At 52.6% G+C, this 22,178-nt stretch carries 26 protein-coding genes; 5 read left to right on the top strand and 21 right to left on the bottom strand.

The window, feature by feature from the left end:
- Positions 1 to 125: 125 nt before the first annotated feature.
- From AC6EI9_RS06000 to AC6EI9_RS05985, 4 genes are all read right to left on the bottom strand, one after another.
- Positions 126 to 1,385, bottom strand: a complete 1,260-nt coding sequence (locus AC6EI9_RS06000; RefSeq protein ID WP_498469587.1) for a flotillin family protein — start codon at positions 1,383 to 1,385, stop codon at positions 126 to 128.
- Positions 1,385 to 2,707: a flotillin family protein gene (locus tag AC6EI9_RS05995; protein ID WP_498469586.1), complete on the bottom strand. Its 1,323-nt coding sequence runs from the start codon at positions 2,705 to 2,707 to the stop codon at positions 1,385 to 1,387. Before AC6EI9_RS05995 ends, AC6EI9_RS06000 begins: the two co-directional genes overlap by 1 nt.
- A 39-nt stretch (positions 2,708 to 2,746) precedes the next feature.
- Positions 2,747 to 3,280, bottom strand: coding sequence for an NfeD family protein (locus AC6EI9_RS05990; protein WP_498469585.1), 534 nt, complete (start codon positions 3,278 to 3,280; stop codon positions 2,747 to 2,749).
- 182 nt (positions 3,281 to 3,462) lie between these two features.
- Positions 3,463 to 4,047 (bottom strand): ferritin, encoded by a 585-nt coding sequence (locus AC6EI9_RS05985; RefSeq protein ID WP_498469584.1) that lies wholly within the window; start codon positions 4,045 to 4,047, stop codon positions 3,463 to 3,465.
- Between the two features lie 693 nt (positions 4,048 to 4,740).
- Between AC6EI9_RS05985 and AC6EI9_RS05980 the strand changes: the two genes are divergently transcribed.
- Both AC6EI9_RS05980 and AC6EI9_RS05975 read left to right on the top strand, forming a co-directional pair.
- On the top strand, positions 4,741 to 4,887 hold the full coding sequence (locus tag AC6EI9_RS05980; RefSeq protein WP_498469583.1) for a hypothetical protein: 147 nt from the start codon (positions 4,741 to 4,743) through the stop codon (positions 4,885 to 4,887).
- Positions 4,888 to 4,922: 35 nt separating this feature from the next.
- The gene (locus tag AC6EI9_RS05975) at positions 4,923 to 5,126 is read left to right on the top strand and encodes a hypothetical protein (protein ID WP_498469582.1); all 204 of its coding nucleotides are present in this window, start codon (positions 4,923 to 4,925) and stop codon (positions 5,124 to 5,126) included.
- Positions 5,127 to 5,147: 21 nt separating this feature from the next.
- Here the strand turns inward: AC6EI9_RS05975 and AC6EI9_RS05970 are convergent, their stop codons facing one another.
- The gene (locus AC6EI9_RS05970) at positions 5,148 to 5,420 is read right to left on the bottom strand and encodes a DUF1651 domain-containing protein (protein ID WP_498469944.1); all 273 of its coding nucleotides are present in this window, start codon (positions 5,418 to 5,420) and stop codon (positions 5,148 to 5,150) included.
- 164 nt (positions 5,421 to 5,584) lie between these two features.
- Here AC6EI9_RS05970 and AC6EI9_RS05965 point away from each other — a divergent pair, with 164 nt between their 5' ends.
- Positions 5,585 to 5,803, top strand: coding sequence for a hypothetical protein (locus tag AC6EI9_RS05965; RefSeq protein WP_498469581.1), 219 nt, complete (start codon positions 5,585 to 5,587; stop codon positions 5,801 to 5,803).
- Between the two features lie 138 nt (positions 5,804 to 5,941).
- Here the strand turns inward: AC6EI9_RS05965 and AC6EI9_RS05960 are convergent, their stop codons facing one another.
- Complete coding sequence (locus tag AC6EI9_RS05960; protein WP_498469580.1) at positions 5,942 to 7,282, bottom strand: mechanosensitive ion channel family protein; 1,341 nt, start codon at positions 7,280 to 7,282, stop codon at positions 5,942 to 5,944.
- Positions 7,279 to 8,583, bottom strand: coding sequence for a sugar ABC transporter substrate-binding protein (locus AC6EI9_RS05955; RefSeq protein ID WP_498469579.1), 1,305 nt, complete (start codon positions 8,581 to 8,583; stop codon positions 7,279 to 7,281). The genes AC6EI9_RS05960 and AC6EI9_RS05955 overlap by 4 nt, the downstream gene beginning before the upstream one ends.
- Positions 8,584 to 8,933: 350 nt before the next feature.
- Between AC6EI9_RS05955 and AC6EI9_RS05950 the strand changes: the two genes are divergently transcribed.
- Entirely contained in the window at positions 8,934 to 9,290 is a 357-nt protein-coding gene (locus tag AC6EI9_RS05950; protein WP_498469578.1) for a YnfA family protein, read from the top strand.
- Positions 9,291 to 9,390: 100 nt separating this feature from the next.
- Positions 9,391 to 11,544 carry a heavy metal translocating P-type ATPase gene (locus AC6EI9_RS05945; protein WP_498469577.1) on the top strand — a complete coding sequence of 718 codons (2,154 nt, stop codon included), beginning with the start codon at positions 9,391 to 9,393 and terminating at the stop codon, positions 11,542 to 11,544.
- Between the two features lie 297 nt (positions 11,545 to 11,841).
- Here AC6EI9_RS05945 and AC6EI9_RS05940 read toward each other — a convergent pair whose 3' ends face one another.
- The 14 genes from AC6EI9_RS05940 to AC6EI9_RS05875 form a co-directional block, all read right to left on the bottom strand.
- A complete protein-coding gene (locus AC6EI9_RS05940; protein ID WP_498469576.1) occupies positions 11,842 to 12,294 on the bottom strand; it encodes a cupin domain-containing protein in 453 nt (150 codons plus the stop codon).
- Positions 12,291 to 13,193, bottom strand: a complete 903-nt coding sequence (locus tag AC6EI9_RS05935; protein WP_498469575.1) for a hypothetical protein — start codon at positions 13,191 to 13,193, stop codon at positions 12,291 to 12,293. The genes AC6EI9_RS05940 and AC6EI9_RS05935 overlap by 4 nt, the downstream gene beginning before the upstream one ends.
- Before the next feature lie 63 nt (positions 13,194 to 13,256).
- Complete coding sequence (locus tag AC6EI9_RS05930; protein ID WP_498469574.1) at positions 13,257 to 13,457, bottom strand: hypothetical protein; 201 nt, start codon at positions 13,455 to 13,457, stop codon at positions 13,257 to 13,259.
- A gap of 397 nt (positions 13,458 to 13,854) precedes the next feature.
- Entirely contained in the window at positions 13,855 to 14,022 is a 168-nt protein-coding gene (locus AC6EI9_RS05925; protein ID WP_498469573.1) for a high light inducible protein, read from the bottom strand.
- Positions 14,023 to 14,140: 118 nt separating this feature from the next.
- Complete coding sequence (locus AC6EI9_RS05920) at positions 14,141 to 14,359, bottom strand: hypothetical protein (RefSeq protein WP_498469572.1); 219 nt, start codon at positions 14,357 to 14,359, stop codon at positions 14,141 to 14,143.
- 63 nt (positions 14,360 to 14,422) lie between these two features.
- On the bottom strand, positions 14,423 to 14,665 hold the full coding sequence (locus AC6EI9_RS05915; RefSeq protein WP_498469571.1) for a hypothetical protein: 243 nt from the start codon (positions 14,663 to 14,665) through the stop codon (positions 14,423 to 14,425).
- A gap of 380 nt (positions 14,666 to 15,045) precedes the next feature.
- Positions 15,046 to 15,333: a hypothetical protein gene (locus tag AC6EI9_RS05910; RefSeq protein WP_498469570.1), complete on the bottom strand. Its 288-nt coding sequence runs from the start codon at positions 15,331 to 15,333 to the stop codon at positions 15,046 to 15,048.
- A 156-nt stretch (positions 15,334 to 15,489) separates the two neighbouring features.
- Entirely contained in the window at positions 15,490 to 16,764 is a 1,275-nt protein-coding gene (locus AC6EI9_RS05905) for an MFS transporter (protein WP_498469569.1), read from the bottom strand.
- A gap of 38 nt (positions 16,765 to 16,802) precedes the next feature.
- On the bottom strand, positions 16,803 to 17,465 hold the full coding sequence (locus AC6EI9_RS05900; protein ID WP_498469568.1) for a secondary thiamine-phosphate synthase enzyme YjbQ: 663 nt from the start codon (positions 17,463 to 17,465) through the stop codon (positions 16,803 to 16,805).
- 24 nt (positions 17,466 to 17,489) lie between these two features.
- Positions 17,490 to 18,233: an MBL fold metallo-hydrolase gene (locus tag AC6EI9_RS05895; protein ID WP_498469567.1), complete on the bottom strand. Its 744-nt coding sequence runs from the start codon at positions 18,231 to 18,233 to the stop codon at positions 17,490 to 17,492.
- A gap of 63 nt (positions 18,234 to 18,296) precedes the next feature.
- Complete coding sequence (locus tag AC6EI9_RS05890) at positions 18,297 to 19,169, bottom strand: EamA family transporter (RefSeq protein ID WP_498469566.1); 873 nt, start codon at positions 19,167 to 19,169, stop codon at positions 18,297 to 18,299.
- Positions 19,170 to 20,372, bottom strand: a complete 1,203-nt coding sequence (locus tag AC6EI9_RS05885) for a chloride channel protein (RefSeq protein ID WP_498469565.1) — start codon at positions 20,370 to 20,372, stop codon at positions 19,170 to 19,172. It abuts the gene before it with no gap.
- Positions 20,369 to 20,620, bottom strand: a complete 252-nt coding sequence (locus AC6EI9_RS05880; protein ID WP_067099100.1) for a 2Fe-2S iron-sulfur cluster-binding protein — start codon at positions 20,618 to 20,620, stop codon at positions 20,369 to 20,371. The genes AC6EI9_RS05885 and AC6EI9_RS05880 overlap by 4 nt, the downstream gene beginning before the upstream one ends.
- Positions 20,617 to 22,098: a cobyric acid synthase gene (locus AC6EI9_RS05875; protein WP_498469943.1), complete on the bottom strand. Its 1,482-nt coding sequence runs from the start codon at positions 22,096 to 22,098 to the stop codon at positions 20,617 to 20,619. The genes AC6EI9_RS05880 and AC6EI9_RS05875 overlap by 4 nt, the downstream gene beginning before the upstream one ends.
- Positions 22,099 to 22,178: the final 80 nt, after the last annotated feature.

Below are 22,178 nucleotides of genomic sequence, written 5' to 3'. Positions count from 1 at the left end.
AGCAGTCACTACTTTTTGCTATCGCACTGATCAGTCTTCTGTTCAGGTTGTTCAGTCCAAAGCCTCGTGGCTGACTGGTTTCGTTTGACCTTCACCTCATTGGACGTTGGTGATTTTTTGCGTGATCAGTTGGACGTTGGGTTTGATCCAGATGCTGAAGGCTGATCCATGGATGGCTTCTCGATGGCATTGGGCAGGCGTAGGCCGGTGCTGTCCTGAAGCTGGCGCAGCAGGGTGGCGATCGAGAGGTTCATCTGTCCATCGCGTTCTCCAATCAGGGAAACCTCCTCCACTTCGATGGGCTGTACCGTGTCGCTCAGCATGGTGAGCAGTGGCTCCAGCTTCTGCAGCAGAAACAGACGTTTGGCATCGGAGCCCGATCGTTTCAGTGATGTCACGAGTTCCTGCAGGCCTTCGGCTTGCGATCGTCCCTGTTCAACGATGGAAGCCGCTGCTCCTTTGGCATCCGCCATCATCGTTTCGCATTCGGATTCCGCGGGCGCAATCACATCGGCTTCGAGCTGCTGCATTACCTGCTTGATCCGTTCTTCCTGAACCGGTAATTCAGCTTCGGCTCGAGCCAGTTCCGCACCAACCTGCGCATCCACTTCGGCGATCAGAGCATCCCGGCGAGTTAAAGCATCTTTAATCCGTTTCTGTGCATTGGCTGTGGCGACGGCGAGCTCTTTGTCGAGTCGACGCAGTGAGGTGATGCGTGCATTTTCAGCTTGCTTGACGGCCGATTGAGACGTGGCCTCCGCTTCTGCAATTCGGGAGTCTCGCTTCAGTTCCACCAATTGTTTGCGGCCAATTGAATCCAGGTAGCGCACATCATCTGAGATGTTCTGGATCTGAAGAGTGTCGAGCACGAGTCCCAGCTTCTGGAGATCGTCCTCGGCCTCCTCCAGCAAGGTTCTGGCAAAGGTGATCTTGTCTTCGTTGAGTTGCTCTGGTGTCAGGCTCGCCATCACACCCCGCAGATTCCCCTCCAGGGTTTCTTTGGCAATGTGGCGAATGTCATCCTGACTTTTGCCGATCAGACGTTCGATCGCGTTATGGATGCCAGGTTCATCACCGGAAATTTTGATGTTGGCCACTCCGGCGACATTCAGTGGAATTCCTCCTTTGGAGTAGGCGTTCTCCACGCGTAACTCGATGATCATGTTGCTGAGGTCGAGTCGCATCACCTCTTCCAGAACAGGGATGCGTAGAGCACTGCCGCCTCGCACGGTGCGATAACCCACCTTGCGCCCATCTCCGGTTGTTTTGCTTAAGCCGGCAAAGATCAGCACCTCGCTGGGCTGACAGATGTAGTAAAGCTGACGCAGAAGCACAACAAAGGCCCACAGGCCAGCGGCTCCAGTCAGACCAACTGCAAAAAACATCACTTCACTCCCGTTGAGGACAAGGTGCCGAGCAGATCAACGCCAAGAATGTCCTTGACTTGCTCGAAGAATTGACGAACCACTTTGTGGTTCAAGGCCACGAGGCTGGCCAGGCTCGATGCGTCATTGCCATCGAGTGCCGTGATGCGTTTGAGCTGGAGCTGCGCGGGCAGCCGGGTTGCTTGCTCAAGCACCATCTCGATCTGTTGCAACAGGAAGACAAGTTCAGCTGTGCTGCCGGCGTCTTCCCAGACCTGAGTGAGCATGTCATTGACAAGAGCGCTTGCTTTGACATCCTCTGCAGTGGCTGCCGCCTGACCACGAGCCCGTAGCTCCTGGGCTTTTTGTTGAGCCTTGGATGGAAGAACCGCTTCAGCTTTCAGGCGTAAACGCTCCAGCTCAGCACGAACCTTCTGCAATTGCTGCTCGGCACGAGCTCTGGCTTCCTGTTCGGCGGCTTCAGTCCGCTCCTCCTCTGAGCGGGCCTGTTTTTCCATCTGGGCCACTTTGGTTCGAACGTCGTTGTCTTTTTCAAGGACCACGGTGTCGGCTTCAGTTCGCACCACCTCAGCCACTTCCTCCATCTCGGCTTCAATGCGTTCGGCCTGACCAATGGCCTCTGCTTCAGCGATTTCAGCGTCTCGCACGATCTGGGCCACGCGCCTTCGGCTGATCGAATTGAGATAGTCGACGTCGTCGTAGACACTCTGGATTTTCAGGGTGTCGAGCTGCAGTCCCAGCCTGCGCAGATCTTCACCCACATCATCTGCAATTTGTTCAGCAAAACGCAGACGGTCTTCATTGACCTGCTCCGGGGTGAGCTGCGCCAACACACTGCGAAGGTTGCCCTCCAGATTCTCTTTGGCGACCTGCACGATCTCCTTGTTATCCCGACCGAGGAAACGTTCGATCGCGTTGTTACGGACCTCTGGATCAGTGCTGACTTTCACATTGGCGATCGCCTGAATATTGAGCGGAGTCCCGCCCTTTGAGTAGGCGTTGTTCACCTCAACCAGTACGGGCAGCAAGGTCACGTCCATGCGCCTGGCTGTTTCAAGAATCGGTTTCACAAAGGTGCAACCGCCATTGGCAACAACCCGGTAGCCCTTGACGCCCTGATTGCCCTGATTGGATTTGGAGCCGGTCACCACCAGCATTTCGTTGGGTCTGCAGATGCGAATCATCCAGCGACTGATCAGGGTGAGTGCAACGATCACCACAAAAACGCTGGAACCGATCGTCACCACTGCCGCTGCAGGAGAACTGCTGGGTTGTCGTTGGGCAAGAACCGGCGCCGGTTCGGTTGCCAGGCTGTGGTGCATACAGGGGATGGCGATTGACCTTCCCTAGCCACGCCTGATTCAGCTGACCATGTTCAGAGCATCGACAATCAATGTGGTGCCCTCACATCGCAGAATCACCACGTTCTGGCCCCGGTCCAAATGACCGCAGGCACTGCGTGCTGCCCGTCGCACCAGGCTGCCGCGCACCGATGTCTCCACAAAGCCCCGTTGACTTTCACTGAGCGGCAAGGTCACTTTGGCTTCCAGTCCGATCAGATCCCCTGTGAGCACGACCGTGTTGGCATCACGTCTGGCCAGGAAGCGCAACGCAAGCGAAGCACACCATCCCAGGCTGACTCCCAGCATCAGTGCGATGGGCAGATTGAAGCGGGAGGACGCTGTCCCTTCAAAAAGTTGCAGCAGCAAACCGCAGAGACCAAACCCGGCCAGCGAAAAAGACCAGAACGATGTGCTGAACAGAACAGCCGGGTTGCCACCTTCAGCAATCCCTGTGGCAACTTCACCATCAAGGATGCTGTCTGATTCACCAGCGATCGACAGTGTGATTAAAACTCCGCCTGCGATCAGGCAGGCGAGATAGGTCCAGGTCATCGCTATCGACTGGAAGAAGTCTCATCATGAGCGTGTGCACTGCTTGACAACAGCAAGTTGCTGCTCATTTCAGGATTTTTTTTGTTGACCACTCTGGTCAGCGCAGATGAAAAAAGCCCCGCAGTGAGCGGGGCTTTCGGGATGGTGGATGGGATTGGCAGGTAGGACTTTGAGCTGATGGATCAGCCTTCGAGCTTGGCGGGTTCGGCCTCGCCTTCCCTGAGTTCAGCGTCGATGATCATCACGGCAGCCGGGTTGTTGGCAGCGAACTTGACGCGGCCGAGCAGATAAGCGGCTTCGTGCTCAGACAGGCGCTGATCATCGACGATGGGATCAAGGAACACAGTGGTGCGCCGATCAATGTCCTGTTCAGCGGTGCCGTAGAGCTGCAGCACCGATGCGGTGACATCAGCTTCCATGCGGAAGACATTGGCGATCACCTGTTCCACATCAGGCCACTGCTGGCGAGGTGGTTCAACGGTGTCGAGAACAGGCCTCTGACCTCTGGAGATCAGATAGTCAGCGAACTTGGCGGCATGCTGCTCTTCCTGTTTGGCCTCATCGCGGAGATGCTCGGCAAAGCCGACCAGTTCACGTTCAGCGAACCAGACAGCAGCAGCGAAATAGGCAGCAGCGGACTGCCGCTCGAGGTTGAGGTGAGCCTGCATGAGATCGAGCATTTCGCTGGACATGGGCTCGGCCATGGCGCGGCCTGCAGGACCGACGGGAATGACGATGGTGGCTTGTGCGGTGGCTGAATTTGTCATGTCGAACCTCTTGGAGGGATGAATCAGTTCTACATCACAAAAGGGCGAAAGATACGGGTAAAAACCGAACATTAAGGGATCAAAATATGCAGTTGAGAATCACATTCAGTAGTCAAAGATATGCAGTTGAGAATCACAATCAGGAGAGTAAATCTGCTGATGAGAATCAGTTTCGTTTGTGTGGAGTGATGGGCTGAGCTTTGTTGTTGTTGCAGGGGCCTCTGGTGGCGCCTGCTCAGGGCTGCTGACGTGAAGCGTTCAAATATGTTGGTGGGTGTTGCTGTCGGTCGGTCTTGGCCCGCCTCTTTCAGTCCTGTGGCCAGAACCGTCTGAGTCTCAGAGAGGCCAGGTTTGGGTAATGCATCAAGACGCTTATGCAGTTCCACTCCTTGAATCATTTCCGCTCGATGCAGGTTCAGTTGCTACTTGTTTCATTGCAATGGCAACAATCCTGGTATCTTTTGGGCGCGAGGAATTACTCGAATGAGTAGCGAATTAATGTAATGTCTGCTGATATTGATCTGGGCCGACTTGAGTGATAAGGAACACATGATTCAAATGATTCAAGCGAGTATCGCAAATCGTGGCAAGTCCTTTCTTGCAACGGTTGTTCTTGTTTTGTTTGTTTTGGGTGTGATCCAGATGCTCACTAGCGCCTGACCTGCAACGTTCTTCTCTGATTTTTCAGCCTGTGTGGCTTTGACCAATCGGGCGATCGACCTGCTCCTGGAGTTGTTCTCAATCCAGGAGGGTGTCATCACTTTCATTCTGATGATTGTGTTCGATGCATGTCAGCGTGTTGAGCTATCGACTCAAGGCATGCTTTTAGAGCAGATCTGATTCAGAGTTGGCGCGATTATCAAATCCAACAAACCGTGCACGAAGTGTTGCTGATTGCTCAGCTCATTGCCTCTGATGATTCAACTTTTCAGGCTTGGGTGGACAGCCGCACGCCAGAGAAGCTCTGTGAGATCTACAGAGATGGCATGATTCCTGCCAACATGTTGCCGGGCGGGCGTGCTGAAACACCCTGCAGCTTGGGTAATGCTGATGACCCTATGGATTACATTCCGCGCTGATCCATCGCTCGTATGATCCCGTCAGCGCACTGGCGGAGCGCATCGACGCCATCCCACTTTCACCATATGTTTCCAGGCCTCACTGGCGTTTTGGTTGGTGAGTTTTCGTCTTGACTGGGGAACCGGCGGTTGTGGGCGCACCCAAATGTACGTTCTCAATTCCACCCACTGCCCATGGTTTGTTGATGAATCGGGCTTGAATTGCACAACCAACTGTTGGTCGCCATTCACAAGCCAGCCTTCTCCCTGAGGCTTGTCACATGCTTCAAACGGGTTTGGATATCGGTTCAGCATGGACACGATTCTGACTTCGTTTGTTTCTCAGCTGTCTTTGAATGTCATCAACTCAGCACGTTTGGGATCAAGTGTCGACAAAGTCGATCCAAGCTTGTGCTCATGGTTGATCGATCGAATCCGCAGCGATTTCGAGCTATGAAGGGTGGTATGCCGAATCAGAGATGGAAACCCTCCTGATGATTGCCCTTTTGATGGTTGCCGTCGATGGACCTGTGACTCCCTCTGAACTCAGCCAAGACATCCAGAATGCCCCCTTGCCCGATGACTCCAGTCCGAGTGCATCTGCTTGGACTGGCGGTCCAGGGGGCGACATGTGGACTGGTGGTGGGAATCAGGCTGCCGATGAGCTGTTGGATCAGCGTCAGCCTGCGCTGAGGTGACCGATGCCTTGGAAATCAAAGCGTCAATGAAGCTCTGTTTGCTGCTTTCAGCACGAGTCGTACGATCGAATCAAATAACGAAAATCTGTTTTTGATTCGATTTGTTGATTGAAAGGATATTGTTGATTCGCAGTACGTTTATGACAATGAGTCTTGCTCAGAATCGTTGTATCTAATATCAATCGAGTCTGGGACATGAAGGGTGCGCTGGGGAAATGGTATTTCGATCGAGTTTTCTTTCAATGTCTTCCAAATCATCAGATTGACATCGCTTGTAACCCGAATACCTCCCTTCACATCCTGAATGAAGAACTTTACATAAAAATCTAGGCTTGAATCGCCATAGGCAACAAATACGGTTGACGGTGCTGGATTGGCAAGAACTTCCGGGTGTGATGTCACAACGCCTGTAATCAACTTGATGACTTGATTTGGGTCACTTCCATAGCTCACACCAAAATAGGATTTTCTGGCAATAATGTTGTGGTTTTTAGTATACGTTGTGATTTGATTGGTGAAAAATAGATTGTTTGGAATGATTCTCTCGCAATGGTCACTCTGGTTTGTCACAGTCACTGCCCTTAAGCCGCAATCTGTGACTTCGGCGATTTGAAACGCTTCACCTGAGCTATCGAGAAGGTTGAGATTAATCACATCACCTGGCTTGGTTGAACCTTCCATGAGTAACCAGATGCCACTAACGAAGTTACTAATAATCTCCTTGAGCCCAAGACCAATACCTACAGAGAGTCCCCCGGTAATTAGGCCAAATACTGTTGGATTAATGCCAATTGTTCCAATGATGACAAAAATGCCGAAGCCTACAAGGCCATAACGAATTAAAATGAAAATAGCTTTTGAAATCTCCCTGTTTTCTGTTTTGTGAGACCCGAAAAACCATTCAAGTATTTGCGTCATGAATGACGACAAGTTAACCCATAAATACAGGCCAATTGTTATTGATAAGGCGTCGCCAATATTAAAAGGTGCTTCAAATAATTGAATAATAGGCGTAGTAAGGAATGATGATGGATCTCCAAATGTTTGAATTGCGATAAAGAGAAGGTATCCTATAAAAGCTGGCATGAACAGCCTTCTCTTGTATTGATTCAATTTTTCGGCTTTATCTTTGCTGACCGAATGGGTGAGCGATTGAAATAGAACATTGAGTACGATGTAGGCTAGTAATATTGCCAATGCGTGTTGAATGAGTCCGTTAGGCCGTTGTATAACTTCCATTGTTGTATAGATTAGCGTTAACGCAATGAGTGCTATTGATGCTGCAGTAGCTCTCGGCTTGATCGGAGCCCTTAAACGTTTGAAATTGATTCTGATCTTTGATGAAATAATTAACCCAACGGACAAACTGATGATGATAATTAATAACTGTATGCTTACTGCCGGTCGACTCCCAGCATGCCAAAGCTCGTTATAGAACTGAGTAATGGGTTCCAAATTGATTTGAGTTGTTGTGGTCATTTCTTACCCTCAAACAGTTCAATGATTTCATTGCTTGCTTTCACTGGGTCGATTAATCCTGCGGTTGCATCTTGATAGAGCTGCTGGACTGAGTTGTAATTCAAGATCATTGTTTCTAGTTCTTCGCCAGTCAATTCAGAGGAGTTAGCAAAAGCCTTTTCTGATGTATCTCGAACGGGAAGAAGCTCTTGGTTGAAGTCACTATTTTTGTTCACTGGCAAAAGTGAGTTCCAATTGATTGCGATTTGTTGTTGCTGATCAACGCTGATTGCATAATTGCTGAATCGCAAGGCAAGTTTTGTTTGGTTTTTGCTTGCGAATGGATTCAATACAAAAGATGCCCCAGTTAGTCTTGGTTCGGATTTTTTACCATTAATGCTTGGCAGTTCACTGATTCCGAGATTTTCAGTTCCAAGCTCATCTCTTATGAATGGTAGGTCAATTGATTCGCAATTGATGATACTAATCTTACCTTCTGCGAAATATCTTGTCATCAATGACGAGTTTTTAAACAGGGCTATATTAGGCTCTTCATCACTTTTTCTGAGTGTCTTGATCCAATCACTCAGACCATCTTTGAGGTCCTCAGCGGAGCTCTTGTTGGTGCCAAATAATTTTGCATTGAATCCTGGTAGTCCCCATATTGTTTCAAGGAAATTCCCTCCTATGGCTATTGAAATGCCTGATCTGGAAAGTTTAAGTAGCTCGTTAAAAGTTTTGGGTGCGCTTTTTACGTTTTGCTTATTCACGCAAAGTAATTGAACATTAATGATGAACGGTATTGCATAAAGCGTGCCATTAGCTCTCGTGGCCTGTAACAGTTTTGGCCGTATTTCTTTAATCCTTATGCTGTTTGGTGGTATCGCTGCGATTTCATTCTTTTTGCTGAGAGTCGGGATCATGAAATTATGAGCCAATAACAAGTCGGGGCCTAAGCCCTCTTTAACCTTTTCCGAATATCTTTTGTAAATGTTTGAGTCTGAATATTTTCTCCAGATCACATCGACCATGTTGTATCTTTCTTCAAAACGTTGAATCAGATCCTTCACGGTCTGATCAATTTTTTTCTGGACCAGTGGGTTCATCCCCTCATAGTTTGGAGTCCAGATCAAGATTGAGCCTGCCGGAGGCTTTTGATTGTTTTTTCTCCTAGAGACCAATTCAAGCCATCGTCCTCGTCTCACCTCGCTTCCATAGGCGGAAAGGTTGGGAGTTGTTGCTGATTTATCTTGAATGCAACCCTGCAGAAGCAGGCCAGAGGCCAGCAGCGTTGTTGTGGCTAGAACTGAGTTTCGAAGCACGGCACTACAGATCTCCACTTGAATTTTGATGGTTTATGGAGCGACAGCTTTGAATCACTTAATTATTTTCGGTTGTGATGCTGCAGACCACAGCGCAATCAAGTTCTCTTCTCGCGTTCACCATTGAGGTTTGATTTCAGTTGATTTGTAAGTCTGTAATTTGCTCATTGATTTGATTGATTTGGCCATGGATGACTACTTTCATAATTTACCTTCAATGTGTCATTTGGTGCTGACAGTTTGAAGGCCGATGGCTACATAGAATCTAGATAGCTAGTGGACCAGTGACAAGTGAAGAATTCGATGGTCCAGCTAATTCACCTGTAAGAGATGCAGTCAGCTCTCCAGTCTTGAAGTCATCATTCGTGTGGACTCCCCAGACGGTTGCGCTATCGATCCTTCTATTCATTGCAGCTGGTCTGCTTGAAGTCGGAGGAGGATGGCTTGTTTGGCAAACCGTCAGAGAGAATAAAAATTGGACATTTGCGGCTGCAGGAGTTGTGGCACTGATTGGCTATGGGTTTGTACCTTGTTTGCAGCCAACTTCTGATTTCGGCAGAGTTTATGCTATTTATGGTGGCTTTTTTATTGTTTTGGCCTTTGCTTGGGCTAGACAATTTGATGGATACTTGCCTGATATGGGCGACCTGATAGGGGCTGGTATTGCGCTCTCTGGAGTCCTCGTTATTATGCTGTGGCCTCGTTGATTGTGTTCATACTAGTTCTATTAATAATGCATTAATTGTAGTCTTAACCTTGGTTTTTGCATTATTTAAATGTTCTCTGAAAGTAGTTTTTATGACTGATATGAATTCTGTCTCTTCGGGTGATGTAGATCCTGGTTCAGAAATAATTTTGTCTATCCCTGGAATGGATTGCACCAGCGAACAACTTGAAATCGAGGCTGCACTTGATGGGATTGAAGGTATCAGCAACAAACTCTTCAACCTTTCCAAGCGCACTTTAGTTCTGTCGGGTAAGCCTCAAGCTCTGACATCTGCACGCGTTCTGATTCAGAAAATAGGTTATGGGGTTGAGGTCATACCTGATGTTGATATGGCTAGGAGTGTTCGGAAGATTTCTTGGATACGTTTGTTATTCTCGCTCATTTTTGCTGTTACTGCTGAAATCCTAGAACTTTTATCTTCTGGTACGACGATTGAACGAGCTCTGGTGGTTGTGAGCTCCTTGTGCGCCATCCTTTTGGCTGGTTTGCCTGTATACCTTCAGGGCATTTCAGCTTTGCGGCGGATCAAACTGAATATGAATGCTTTGATGTCAGTTGCAGTAACTGGTGCATGTCTTATTGGTTATTGGCCTGAGGCGGCAATGGTCATGTCCTTATTCTCAATTGCAGAGGAGTTGGAATCTCAGGCCTCCAATAGAGCAAGAAATGCTATCTCCAGGCTTGGCGAACTGGCTCCTGATTTTGCGCATGTGCAAATGAGTGATCGCACCTGGAAGAGTGTTCCTGTGAAGAACATCAGGGCTGGCAATCTTGTCAGAGTCGATGCTGGTGACCGGATTCCACTTGATGGTGTTCTAAGCGCTGGTCAAAGTTCAGTTGATCAGTCGTCCGTCACCGGTGAAAGCTTGCCTGTAGAAAAGCTTGTTGGTGATCAAGTATTTGCTGGAACTCTCAACACAACAGGCTCTTTTATATTCCGTGTTACATCGGTTGAATCTCAAAGTACCATTGCTCGAATTATTCGTGCGGTGGAGGAAGCGCAGGCATCTCGCGCTCCGATGCAACGTTTTGTTGATCGATTTGCTGCCAAATATACACCTGCTGTTTTTTATTTGGCCATTGCTGTTGCTGTTCTATCTCCTGTTTTCTTTGACGTCACTGTTTTCAATGCCATCTATAGAGCATTAGTATTGCTCGTGATTGCATGTCCATGTGCGCTTGTGATCGCAACTCCTGTCACGCTTGTCAGTGGTTTAACGGCTGCAGCGAGAAGAGGAATTGTCATCAAGGGTGGTCTTTTTCTTGAACAGATCCCCAGACTTAAGACTCTTGCGTTCGACAAGACTGGAACCTTAACGATTGGACGTCCTGCATTGGTTGAGTTTCATTCATTGATTGGGGATGTTCAACTAGAGCACCTCAAGCAGTGTTGTGTCTCCCTGGCTATGCAATCCAAGCACCCAGTATCGCGTGCGATCACTGCAGGTCTCCATGTTGACCACCTACAGGCGGAAGAATTTGAGGCTCTGATTGGTAAGGGTTTGACAGCTCTAATCAACAATCAACGTTTTTACCTTGGCAATCGACGTTGGCTTAAAGAGATCGTTCCTATCGGTCCAGATATTGAATCGTTGATTATGAGTCATGAGAGTTCAGGTTGTAGTGTGTCTCTACTTGCCGACGCCGGGCATGTTCTGGCTTTGTTGGCTGTTGCTGATCAGCCTCGTCCCACATCTGCACGAGCAATTAATCTTCTCCATCGAATGAAGATTAGAACAGTTATGCTTAGTGGTGACAATAAAGTTAGTGCCAATTTAATTGCAGGTCAGATTGGCATTGATCAAGTTCTGAGCGATCTTCTTCCTGAACAGAAATTACTCGCTTTAAAAGATTTGCAGGCTGAATCTCCAACGGGTATGGTCGGAGACGGTATTAACGACGCGCCCGCTTTGGCCGGAGCACAGGTTGGTTTTGCCATGGGTGCAGCCGGTAGCGATGCGGCGATGGAGGCTGCTGATGTTGTGATCATGGATGACGATCCAATACGGCTTGCTGATGTGATTCAAATCTCTCGTAACACGTTGCATGTTCTTTGGCAGAATATTGCATTGATTGTGCTTATAAAGGGCTCATTCCTCTTGTTGGCATTGTTTGGCTATGCAACCATGTGGCAGGCTGTTTTCGCTGATACGGGCACTAGCTTGATTGTTGTGTTTAATAGTTTGCGTCTTATTGGTACTTCGTCTTCGGTCATCCCTCCGTCTTGTTCATGACAGTCCATTGATTCCGGCCATTGTTTACGGATCTTCCTGATGGCGTCGTGACCCCATCTGTGCACGCCATAAATCAACCATTTCTCTTGCACGTGCATGTGCGGAGAGATCAGTGCTGCTAACACCATCACGGTATTTTTGGTCGAGAAGCTGGTCTAGCCAGTCCAGAGCAGCTTCGTCGAGATGCCATTCCGTGGGGTACTGACTCATCACTGTTGATATCCTCAGTGCTTTGATGAATGTTGTCTTTGCCCATTCTGCCGATTCCACTCTGTCTTTAACAGGTGTTCGAACTGTTCAGTTGCTTGGACTCCAAGGTGGTGGTTCCGACACCTGAATCAACAGCAGCTCAGCCGGGGTTTCTCCGATTGCCCATGATCGGTGTCCTTGGTGATTGCGTGTTCCTTGATCACCTCCGAAACTGATCTCTCCTGGTCCCATTTCAACAATGACCCCATCCATTGTTTCGACGCCCCACTGTCCGTGTAATGGAATGATCCATTGAGGTTTCGGGTTTTCGTGCCACTCCTTCAGTTCTCCTGGCATCAAAATGAGTGTGACCAAGGTTGCATGGCCGCTGTAGTGAATCGCACTCCAAATCGGTGTGGCTCCTTTCGCGAACACAGATTGTTGATGCTGTTTAAATGAATGCTTGGATTGACAACTTGCTCCCTGTTCGTTGACCCAAACACGCCAGTATGTAAAATCAAAATTTTTCACTGAGTCGTTGTTGTTGTTGTTGTGAGTCATTTTCCTATGGCTGTCAAATTATTGTTTTTGACATCATTCTCGCTACATTCCGCGAGTGATAAGAGTGACATCAGGGTAAAGGCAATGGAAGCTGATAAGCAAAGTATGATCGAATCTCTTTCGCTGTAAAAATTAAATATCCAAATTTTTGTAATTGCGAAGCCGTGTAGTGCAGATAAGCAGTATAAGAGGGACCCAACGAGAAAGCTCATACATCCCCACCAGGCTAAATGATGTCGTTCAACAAAAAGAAGTCTTCCATGACCGATTTCAGCGTAATGAGCAATTCCGGAAATTAACAATAATATTGAACCAGCCAGGTAGGCGTCTCGACCTAGAAGTAGCTTTACTTCTGTCAACAGATTGAGATTGAGCCAAGTGCTGGTGCTGTCCACATTGAAACAAATTGTCCCGGCTTTTGCTGTTACGACTCCAATGAGTCCAAGGCTGAAGTTAACAAGGATATGATTTTGATAGCGCAGCCATGCTCTGATGGTTTGCCACAGTTGTGTTAAACCGCCGAGTAAAAACATGATTGATCCAGCCATGAACAATGCCTTGAATGGCAATTGTTGTTGCAGCTCCCCAATTGAACCAATTACAAAAAGAATTGAAGCTAGCAGAAATTCCACGCTGCTTTGGACTTCGAGCCTATTCCAATATTTTGGCATCATGAGTGCTGCGATCATTTGGTTGTATGAAAGATCGATATAGGGCTTGCCTTTGATAGGTCCTAGATCTTTTCTTAGTCTACGGCTGGTATAAAATATTTTTTGTAGGCTATTGTCGCTGGTTTGCGGATTGTGTTTAATCCTGATTGTTTTAAAATAGGAGTTTAATTTGGTCAACGATTTCTTTTCGTACTGCCTATTTGGGCTGGCTTGATTTGCTTTGGCCATCGATCGCGTTCGCAAGATCAGGGAATTGGGCTAGTGGCAACGCATTGATCGTCAGCGCGGGGTCTACCGATCCAGGTATTCCTGAATCAAGTTTTTGACAGCTTCTTCTGACTGCCTTTTTTTGAAGTCGTCAAGTGATTCGATATTCATGATCTGCAAATCAAAAAGAAGTTCGATGACGGCTCCGCCATTGCATTCTTCGCTGGAATATTCCTCAGATGAATGGAGTATTTTTGCAAGATGTTTGCTTAGTTCGCTTTCCATTGTTCTGTTTTTTCATCATTCTATCTCTTCGCCATATGTTGTCAGTCCGTTGATCACACTTCAAGTTCCATCTTGATGCTCGAGGTGAGCATGTTTTCGAAAGCAGCGCCTTGATGACGTGACCTGTTCGAGGTCTCTAAGATTTGAGCCGATAGTTCATGTCCTTACAGCTCTTTCAACGGCTTTTGGGCAACTGATTTTGATTCCAGTCCACAGGTTCAGTCGATGCATCGCGTCGCTTGAACTCTTGTTGTTTCTGTTGAGCCGAAGTGCTGTTCAGGGTTGCCGCAAACGTCGTGGATTTCCGGTGGGGATCCCGAACATTCGCCCCAGCAAAGCTCTTCAGCCCGTGCCTGGTTTCAGCGGGAAGCTTGATCTGGCCTGTCGTCGTCGACGCTCACCAGATTTGCGGAAGCAGTGACTGTCCAGCTGAGACTTCGATCGCGATGGCAACGACAAAGCCGATCATGGCCAGTCGACCATTCCAGGTTTCGCCATCAACCCAGGTTTGCATTCCAAAGGTCTCTTCCATTGCTGTCTTGCTATCGGTTTGCTGATCCGCCATGGTGTTTACGTAACTTCATCTATTTTTGCAACGTTGCCTGCCGCTCGGTACTGCAAATAGCACAAGCGCGTGATTGCTTTGTTCGTTGTTGCGTTGCTGATCGGCCTACGGGCTGCAATTACTGGCTATGCAGCTGACCTAACAGCCTTGCCGCCAGCCCCCTGGATATTCGTCGCTGCACGAGCAGATCGCAGATCCAGTCGAAGAGTGGCACCGAGTCCGTGCTTGCCAGTCGTTGCTCCAGTGCTTTCAGCTCAGTCACGCTCCTGCACCCTCTTAAGGCATCGATCAGAGTGTCTTCCTTGGGTTGTTGGACCAGCACCTGTGTTGAGTTCAAGCCATGCAACGGCAGCTGTCCTTGTCATGGCATCACTGGGGTGCGGTTGTCACGTTTTGTCCGTCAGCGCTCACCCTGTGATCCAGCGTCTGGATCGTTGAGCAGGCCGAGCGCCTGCATCACTTGCAGGCGTATGCCGCCGAGTCGAGTCCAGGCACGTAGTGCGTCCTCTTTGGATTTGTAGGGGCGCCAGTCATCTTCCTCGATCCGCCTTTGAAGGTGTTGCGCCACTCTCTGAGCGACTCTGGCATCGCTCGCCGCTTTCAGATTCAAGGTCTGACCGTCGAGGGAGCGTTCAGAGGTCATGGTCCAAGCCAACTCCAGCCATTCTGTTGAACCTGATTTGGTTTTGAGGCAGGCATGGCAGCACTGGCTTCATTTAACCTCTGCCAGGATTCCGTTGTCGCCCCATGGAAGCATTGGATCCCCTGATGCTGAGCCTCTTCGCTCTTGGAGTCGCTTCCACGACAACCGTCTTTGTCGTGTCATTTCGCCAGGTCGACCGAAGCGAGAAAGAGCGTGCTCAGGTCAATCGGATGCGCGGGCGCCTGAATAGGCTTTTGCAGCAACGTTCCTGATCTGTTGGTGTGCTGCTTTTGCTTGTGACCGGGGGTTTTTTAGCGCTTCTCCTGCTGACGCAATATCTTGTTCGCAGCTCGATGGATGATGAGCAGAACAGCTGATCTTCAGCGTCTGGTGATGCCTCTGCCGTTGCCAATTAGGCCTGCATCAATCAACAGGCCGATCAGAACAATCAGCAATCCACTGAATGATTGCACTCCTCCGAACGACATCGTTGCCCAGCACACGCCAAGTGTCGTGGTCGGCAGAAACACAAGGCCTAGAACCGGCAGGATCGGATTGGGGATTGCCAGAGCTGTGAAGGGCCCAAGCACAACCTCAGGACTGAACAGCCACAACAAAACCAAGATGAGGCGGGGTGCGATTAGTCCAAGCGCCGCAAGAAGACACATCAGCTCGCACCCACCACGTTGAAGCGTCCTGCGCTGGTGACCGGGAGCATCAACGACGTCACCACAACACTCCTTGCCATCAGCAGGACAGGCCAGATTTCCCCTTCCGGATGCATGGCAGCAGATTGGCTTCTGCCTTCTTGTAGCAAGCTGTTTTCAAACTGTCTCAGGCGACAGCGGACGAAATGCGGTTTCGCGTGTGAAGGCGCATGCCGTGATCAGGGTGCACAGTCCGCTGAAGGCGACCCATGCCCCTGGCAACACTGGATTAGCGGTCTGTGCCATCAACCAGGTTGCAACCAAGGGGGTGGTTCCGCCGAAATAACCTTCCGCGATGTTGAATGCCACGGCCAGGCCGGTGCAGCGAACAGCGGCAGGCATGAGTTCAACGTTTGCGGGGTTTTTTCCGCCTGCAAGCAGAGCGACAGCCAACGTGAGACCGAGTTCTCCCCAAATCACTTGCTGAGGATCACCGCTGTGCATCAGGTTGAACAACGGCCATGCACCGAAGCAAAGCAGTGATGATCCACTGATCAGCATCGGTTTGCGACCGATACGGTCGGAAAGCCAGGCTGAAATCGGATACAGCATCAGCAGCACGGCCAGGACGCCGGTGTTCAGGCTCAGGGATGTTGCGGTACTGAGGTGATCGACGTCTTCCATGTAGCTCACTGCGTAGACGAACACGGCGTAATAGCCGACGCTGCTCGCGATGTTCAGCGCCATGACACGCAGGACCTGCAGGCGATAGCGACCAAAGGTTTCGCGAATCGGCGACTTCGCATGCGGTTCGATGATCTCGGCACCAATGCCTCTGCGGATCACAACGCCGCTGGTGGCCACAAGTGCTCCCAGCAGAAATGGCAGTCGCCATCCCCAGCTCCCCAGCTGCTCTGGGTTGAGCGCGTGGGCTAGCAGATCTCCGAATCCAGAGCCGATCAACATGCCCAGCACCGATCCCCAGAGCCCCCAGATCGCATAAAAACCACGCTGGCGGTCCGGGGCGTTTTCGCTGAGAAAAATCACTGAGCTGGTGTATTCGCCTCCCACTGACAAGCCTTGAATAATGCGCAGCAGGACTACCGCAATCGGGGCGGCGATGCCGATCTGCTGATACGTGGGGAGTAGACCCATGAGGACGGTGGGTACGGCCATCACCATCACGGACAGTTGCAACGCTCGTTTCCGTCCGGCCAGATCACCGATGCGACCGAACACCATCCCTCCAAGCGGTCGCACCACAAATCCGGCGGCAAAGGCCCCGAAGGCTCCGATCATCGAGGAGGCTGGGTCACTGGAGGGGAAAAACTCCCTGCCGATGGTGGTTGCGAAGTAGCCGTAGAGGGCGAAGTCGTACCACTCCATGACGTTGCCAATCAGGCCCGCCAAGAGCACTCGACTGGTGCTCTTGGCTCGGGGTTGCGTGCTCATCGTGTCGTGATCATTGCGGCGGTGTCATTACAGCGGTGTCATTGCTGTTGTTCGGAGATCTCATGCAACCGGTCAATCAGCAGATCCACGTCTGTCTCAATTCCACCGTCCTGAGCCCATGCCCCCGGGATGTGGCGCGCTTGAACGACATCGTTCAGTCGTTGGCCGTTTCGGCGAGCCAGCAGGTTTGCCGTGGTGTTTCTGGCTGATGCCGAGAGCTGATCGCGATCGCTGGATGGGTCTGCCATGTGTCCGATCAGATGACAGGCAAGTCGTCGGTGATGCGGGGATGAACGATGCTCCCAGAGATAAACCGCCTGCCATGTGCCCAGGAGCAGTCGGCCGTTGTCAACACTCAAACTCATGGTCTGGGTGGTGAGTGCTGTGCGGATATGGGCTGGCATGTCGTCATCACCTTCGTCGTCGTGCAGGTAACGTCGACGCCGGCCGTCTGGTCCGCCAGGTCCAGCTCCGTCCTGAGGCACCACGGCATTCATCCAGGCCTCCAGATCTTTCAGGACCCTTGGATCGGCGTTTTCATTGATGGTGAGGCTGCAGCTGGTGTGCAGGCAGGTGAGATGCATCACCCCGGTCATCAGACCGGCTTGGTGCACGCACTGATTCAGTTGCCGGTTCAGGGGGGTGAAACCCGGTCCGTGCGTGTTGACCTCCAGTTGCGTCAGCAGCTGATCCAACGCCATGCCATCGGCCCTGCTGCTCTTTCTTTAGCGCGACCCTGATGGCAATGGGATCTCTCTCCCCACGGTGGGTGTAATCAGTGTGCAGTCTTCGGGAAGATCGCCGCAATCTGTCGAGGCGTCAGCGGCGTTCAGCAGACTGCTGATCATCCCGCTGAATTTCACATCGCCGCCCGTGGTGCTGGCCAGCACGGTCTTGGGCTGGAAACGGCTGATCAGATCCGGCATCACGCGAGCGCCTGTGATGAAAGCTCCCAGCATCGGCAAGCCAAGATCCACCACCGGGGTGATCAGGGTGTCGACGCTGCGCTGATCAATCGCAGGATCCAAGACACCATGCGGTTCGAGATAGAGGGAACCCTCGGGCCAGTCGAGCAGGTAGCCGTTCTCCACTGCCGGGACTGCAGCTCCTGCAGTGGCCTGGATCTTCAGGCCAGCGATTGTGGTGGTGTCGCCTGGGCGAAGCTCGGTGATGGTCTCAAACCCCAGTCGCTGCACCACACGCGCGGCAGCTGCCGATGCCACCACGGGAATCTGTTTTGACAGGGTCTGCAGCGTTTCCGGATGGGCATGATCTGGAAGTCCCTGCGTGAGCAGAAGCAAATCAAGCTGATCCGGAATGGGCATCAGTTCTGGCATCTCACCTTTCAGCAACCAGGCACCCGGTGGAAACACCAATGGACCACTGAGCCATGGGTCCAACAGCACCCTGAGTCCAGACATGGTCAGCAGCCAGCCATTGGCTCCGAGATAGGTGGCTGTGTCTGTCATTGCCGATCAATCTCTCCGCAGCGACGCTAGTCAATGCGCTGGTTCAGCTGAGCGCTTCCCCGCTCAACTCAGCACTGCCAGACCAACGCCTGTTACAGCCAGTGTTGAGGCCAACAGCACGGACGGTTTCAGCTGATCCCCCTCGGCACGGGCCACCAGCAGGGCCATCACCGGTGCCGTGCTCAGCACTGTGATGCCGATGCCCAGAGGCAACCTCTGCAGCACAACCTGTTGCAGCAGGATTCCCAGAACGGTTCCCAGCACTGTTGCAGCCAGCACCCGCGGCCAACGCGCAGTGCGCGGTCGTGGTTGCGGAAATCTGGCTGCCAACCGCAGCCAGGGCAGCAGCAGCAGCAGGCCACCCAGCAGACGGCAGGCAGCACTCTGCAGAGGTGTCAGCTCACTGTTAATCAGAACAATGCGCGAGACGGCGGCGCCTGCCACTCCACAGACCACAGCCAGCAAGCCCAGCACCAAGCCCTGCGCCTGACCACTGCGGCTTCGGTCAAGCAGTCGCGTGGCGTCAGGAGGTTGCTGCACGGCAACCAACGCCACGGAGATCGTGACCAGCAGTGCACCAGTCCAGCCCTGAACAGAGAGCTGTTCTCCCATGGCGAACCAGCCTGCAGCTGCGGCTGCGACGGGGGCGAGTGACTCCAATGTGAGTGTTCTGCGTGTCCCGAGGCGTCGCAGGGCGGCCAGATAAAAGCTGTCTCCCATTGAAATTCCCAGTCCACCACTGATCAGCAGCAGCATCAGGCTCTTCACCTCTCCGTTCCAGGGGAGTGTGACCAGCACCGGCAGCAATGCTGCGCAGGCGATCAGATTCTTCAGCCCGTTGAGTTGAACCGCGCTGAGAGAGGTGGAGAGACTTCGCCACAGACTGCTCGCCAGGGTCCATGCCAGTGCTGCAACCAATCCGGCCAGGATTCCCACTTAGCGCCTCCGCTGCAGGATCAGACCCACCAGCAGGCCGATCACCAGCGCTCCGGCTCCATGGCCCTGCAACAGAGTGAGGCCGAGCATGAGTCCGAGCAGCGGTGAATTGAGCAGCACCGCAAGGCACCCCCCGACCACACCAGCACTCCAGGTGTCGATGGTGCCAATCCAGGGAATCCATTCGTGCAGTCCCATCCCCAGTGCGCTGCTGGCGAGGATCACCGGAAAAAACTGACCGCCTCTCCAACCGGTCTCAAGACACAGTCCGACCATCAGTAATTTGGCCAGGGCTGACAGCACCAAGATGCTTGTCTCCAGCCTCCATTCCTGCAGCACGAGGGGTTTCAACTGGTTCTCCCCCGAGAAGCCAGCCAGTGGTAGTCCCCAGAGGCAGAGCCCAATCAGCAGACCTGTACCGATCGGGATCCACCAGAAGCGCTCGAGTAGCCGCAACTGTTGGAGCCAGTACCGCCAGCGCTTGATGAACTGCCCGGTGAGCCAACCCGCCAGGCCGGCGAGGATTGCCGCCAGCAATGCACTGATGCGTTGCGAGGGATCAGAGGGCCAGGCATAGGACACGCCTTGCATGCCTCCGCCCAGGTCGCTCAAGCCATGAAAGGCCACAAAACCGGCCAATCCTCCAAGGGTTCCGGGCAGCCAGCGCCAAATCAGCTGCCACTGACGTCCGGCCAGGGCCGCGCCGCCCACCAGGGGTGAGCGGAACAACCCCAGAGATCCCGCCATTGCGGCAGCCACCAGGTCATGATCCGCGCCTTTCCAGACGGCGTGGCTGACAATGGCGACGAGCCGGGTCATCAACGCCTCCGGGCCGAGAGTTCCCCCGCCGGCCAGGGCCAGCATGCCTCCGATCACGTGCCTGAGGCCGTGATGTGTGTTCAATCCATACGGCTGCCGTAGTTCAGCGAGCGTCTCCGACATTTCCGGTAGTCCACTGCCCGAACGTCGCCGTTGCAGCAGGCTGAGAGCGATGCCGATTGTTCCCGACCAGGTCAGACACCACAGCAAGGAGCGATCGCCGGGCAAACCTCGCGCGACTGATGCACCCCAGATCCAGGTCTGAAGCATGAGCGTGATACTCACCACCAGAGCGGCCAGCGCTCCCCCCGCGGCTCCAGCCAGCAGGGCGCGTGCAGTGCCAACCAGCAGGCTGCGTGGTGGGGTTGGTGGCGGATTGATCACCAGTAGGGGTCGGTGGCCAACTCCACCTTGAGTTGGCCCGATGCTGACGCAGGCACGCTGCTGATGCAGGCCCTCACTGTGGTGCCATCAACATCGATCTCGCAGGCGCCGCAACTGCCTCCCATGCAGCCAGTGGGAACATGCACGCCGGCCTGCCGCGCTGCCGCCAACCAGTCTTCGCCCTTATAGCTGACGCTGCGCTGACCGTCCGGCCAAACGATTTCCACCCTTTTGTGCCCAGAGGTCACGTGGATGTGTCCAGCAGTGGTTCCAGATTCACATGTTGTTCGAAGGCATCAGCCAAGCGGTCGAGCAGCGCGTCTCTCTGACGACTGTGGTGCGGTTGCTGCTCACTGAGATCCGCCAGTCCGCGCCTGCGTCGAAGCCGGTTCAGCCAGCGTCGTCGCCAGGGCCCGTTCTCGAAGATGCCATGCAGATAGGTTCCTGCGGTGGTCGCCCGGATCCAGCCCAGACCTTGATCTGCGCTCAAGGCGTCGCAGGCTTCGATGGCTTCGCTGGTTCCCCGATGCAGTTCGAAACCCTCCACCTTCAGCTGCGGTTGCTGATCAGGCCAAAGCACAAGAGCTTGCCGCTGATGCAGTGCCTTATCGCCGCCGAACACGGTTCGCAGAGGGAGCAGGCCAAGGCCGGCGACGTTGCTGCCGGATTGTCCTGGTGGCCCTTCGCCCTCCAGTCCATCCGGATCGTGTAATTCCACCCCCAGCATCTGCATGCCGCCACAGATCCCGAAGAGCTCACCGCCGTTTTTGGCATAACGGATCAGTTCAGCGTCCAGTCCGCTGCTGCGCAGGGAAGCAAGATCGCGAAGGGTCTGCTTACTTCCCGGGATCACGACGGCATCTGGAGACCCAAGTGCTTCGCCCGGTGCGACCCAGCGCAGCTCAACGGTTGGCTCCGCCTCGAGGGGGTCGAGATCAGAAAAGTTGCTGAGTGAGGGCAGTTTCACCACGGCAATTTCCAGCTCAGCGCTGCGCTTGCGCCCTCTCCTCTCCAGCAGGTCGAGGGAGTCTTCAGGCGGGAAGAGCTCGTTAAGCCATGGCATCACTCCAAGAACCGGGATGCCTGTATTGGTGTCGAGCCAGCGTCGACCTTCATCGAACAGTTCTCTTCTGCCTCGGAACCGATTGATCAGCAGCCCACGGATTAGTCGCCGTTCATCAGGTTTCATCAACTGGAGAGTGCCGACGATCTGGGCGAACACGCCTCCGCGTTCAATATCGGCAACCAGCAGGCAATTGGCTTGCAAGTACTTGGCAAGACGCAGGTTGGTGAGATCGCGTGCCTGCAGGTTGACCTCGACCGGGCTGCCAGCGCCTTCAAGCACAAGCCTTCCGCCTGGATGATTGGCCTGCAGTTCCTCGAGACCCTGGCGGATGGCGGCCCAGCCGGAGTCGAACCAGTCCCGGTAGTAGTGCTCTGCCCTGCAGGTGCCGGCGGAGCTCCCAAGGTGAATCACCTCGCTGGTCGAATCGCCCTGCGGTTTGAGCAGCACCGGGTTCATGGCATGCATCGGCTCCAGCCCGGCGGCCCAGGCCTGCAGTGCCTGTGAGTAGGCCATTTCGCCGCCGTTCTGATCAACCCAGGCGTTGTTGCTCATGTTCTGCCCTTTGAAGGGCAGCGGTGTTTCACCACGCCGTTTCAGCACTCTGCAGAGTGCTGCTGTCATCAGCGACTTTCCTGCCCCACTACTGGTGCCTAGCACCATCAATGGGGTGGGGCGGGAGCTTCTGGTCACAGCGTTGTGCCGAGAGTCGCACGCTGCGCCATTGCAGTGATTTGTGCTCG

The organism is Synechococcus sp. MIT2312, from assembly GCF_059772315.1.
Note: the sequence above shows the minus strand (reverse complement) of the source record. Positions and strands in the feature narration are given on the sequence as shown.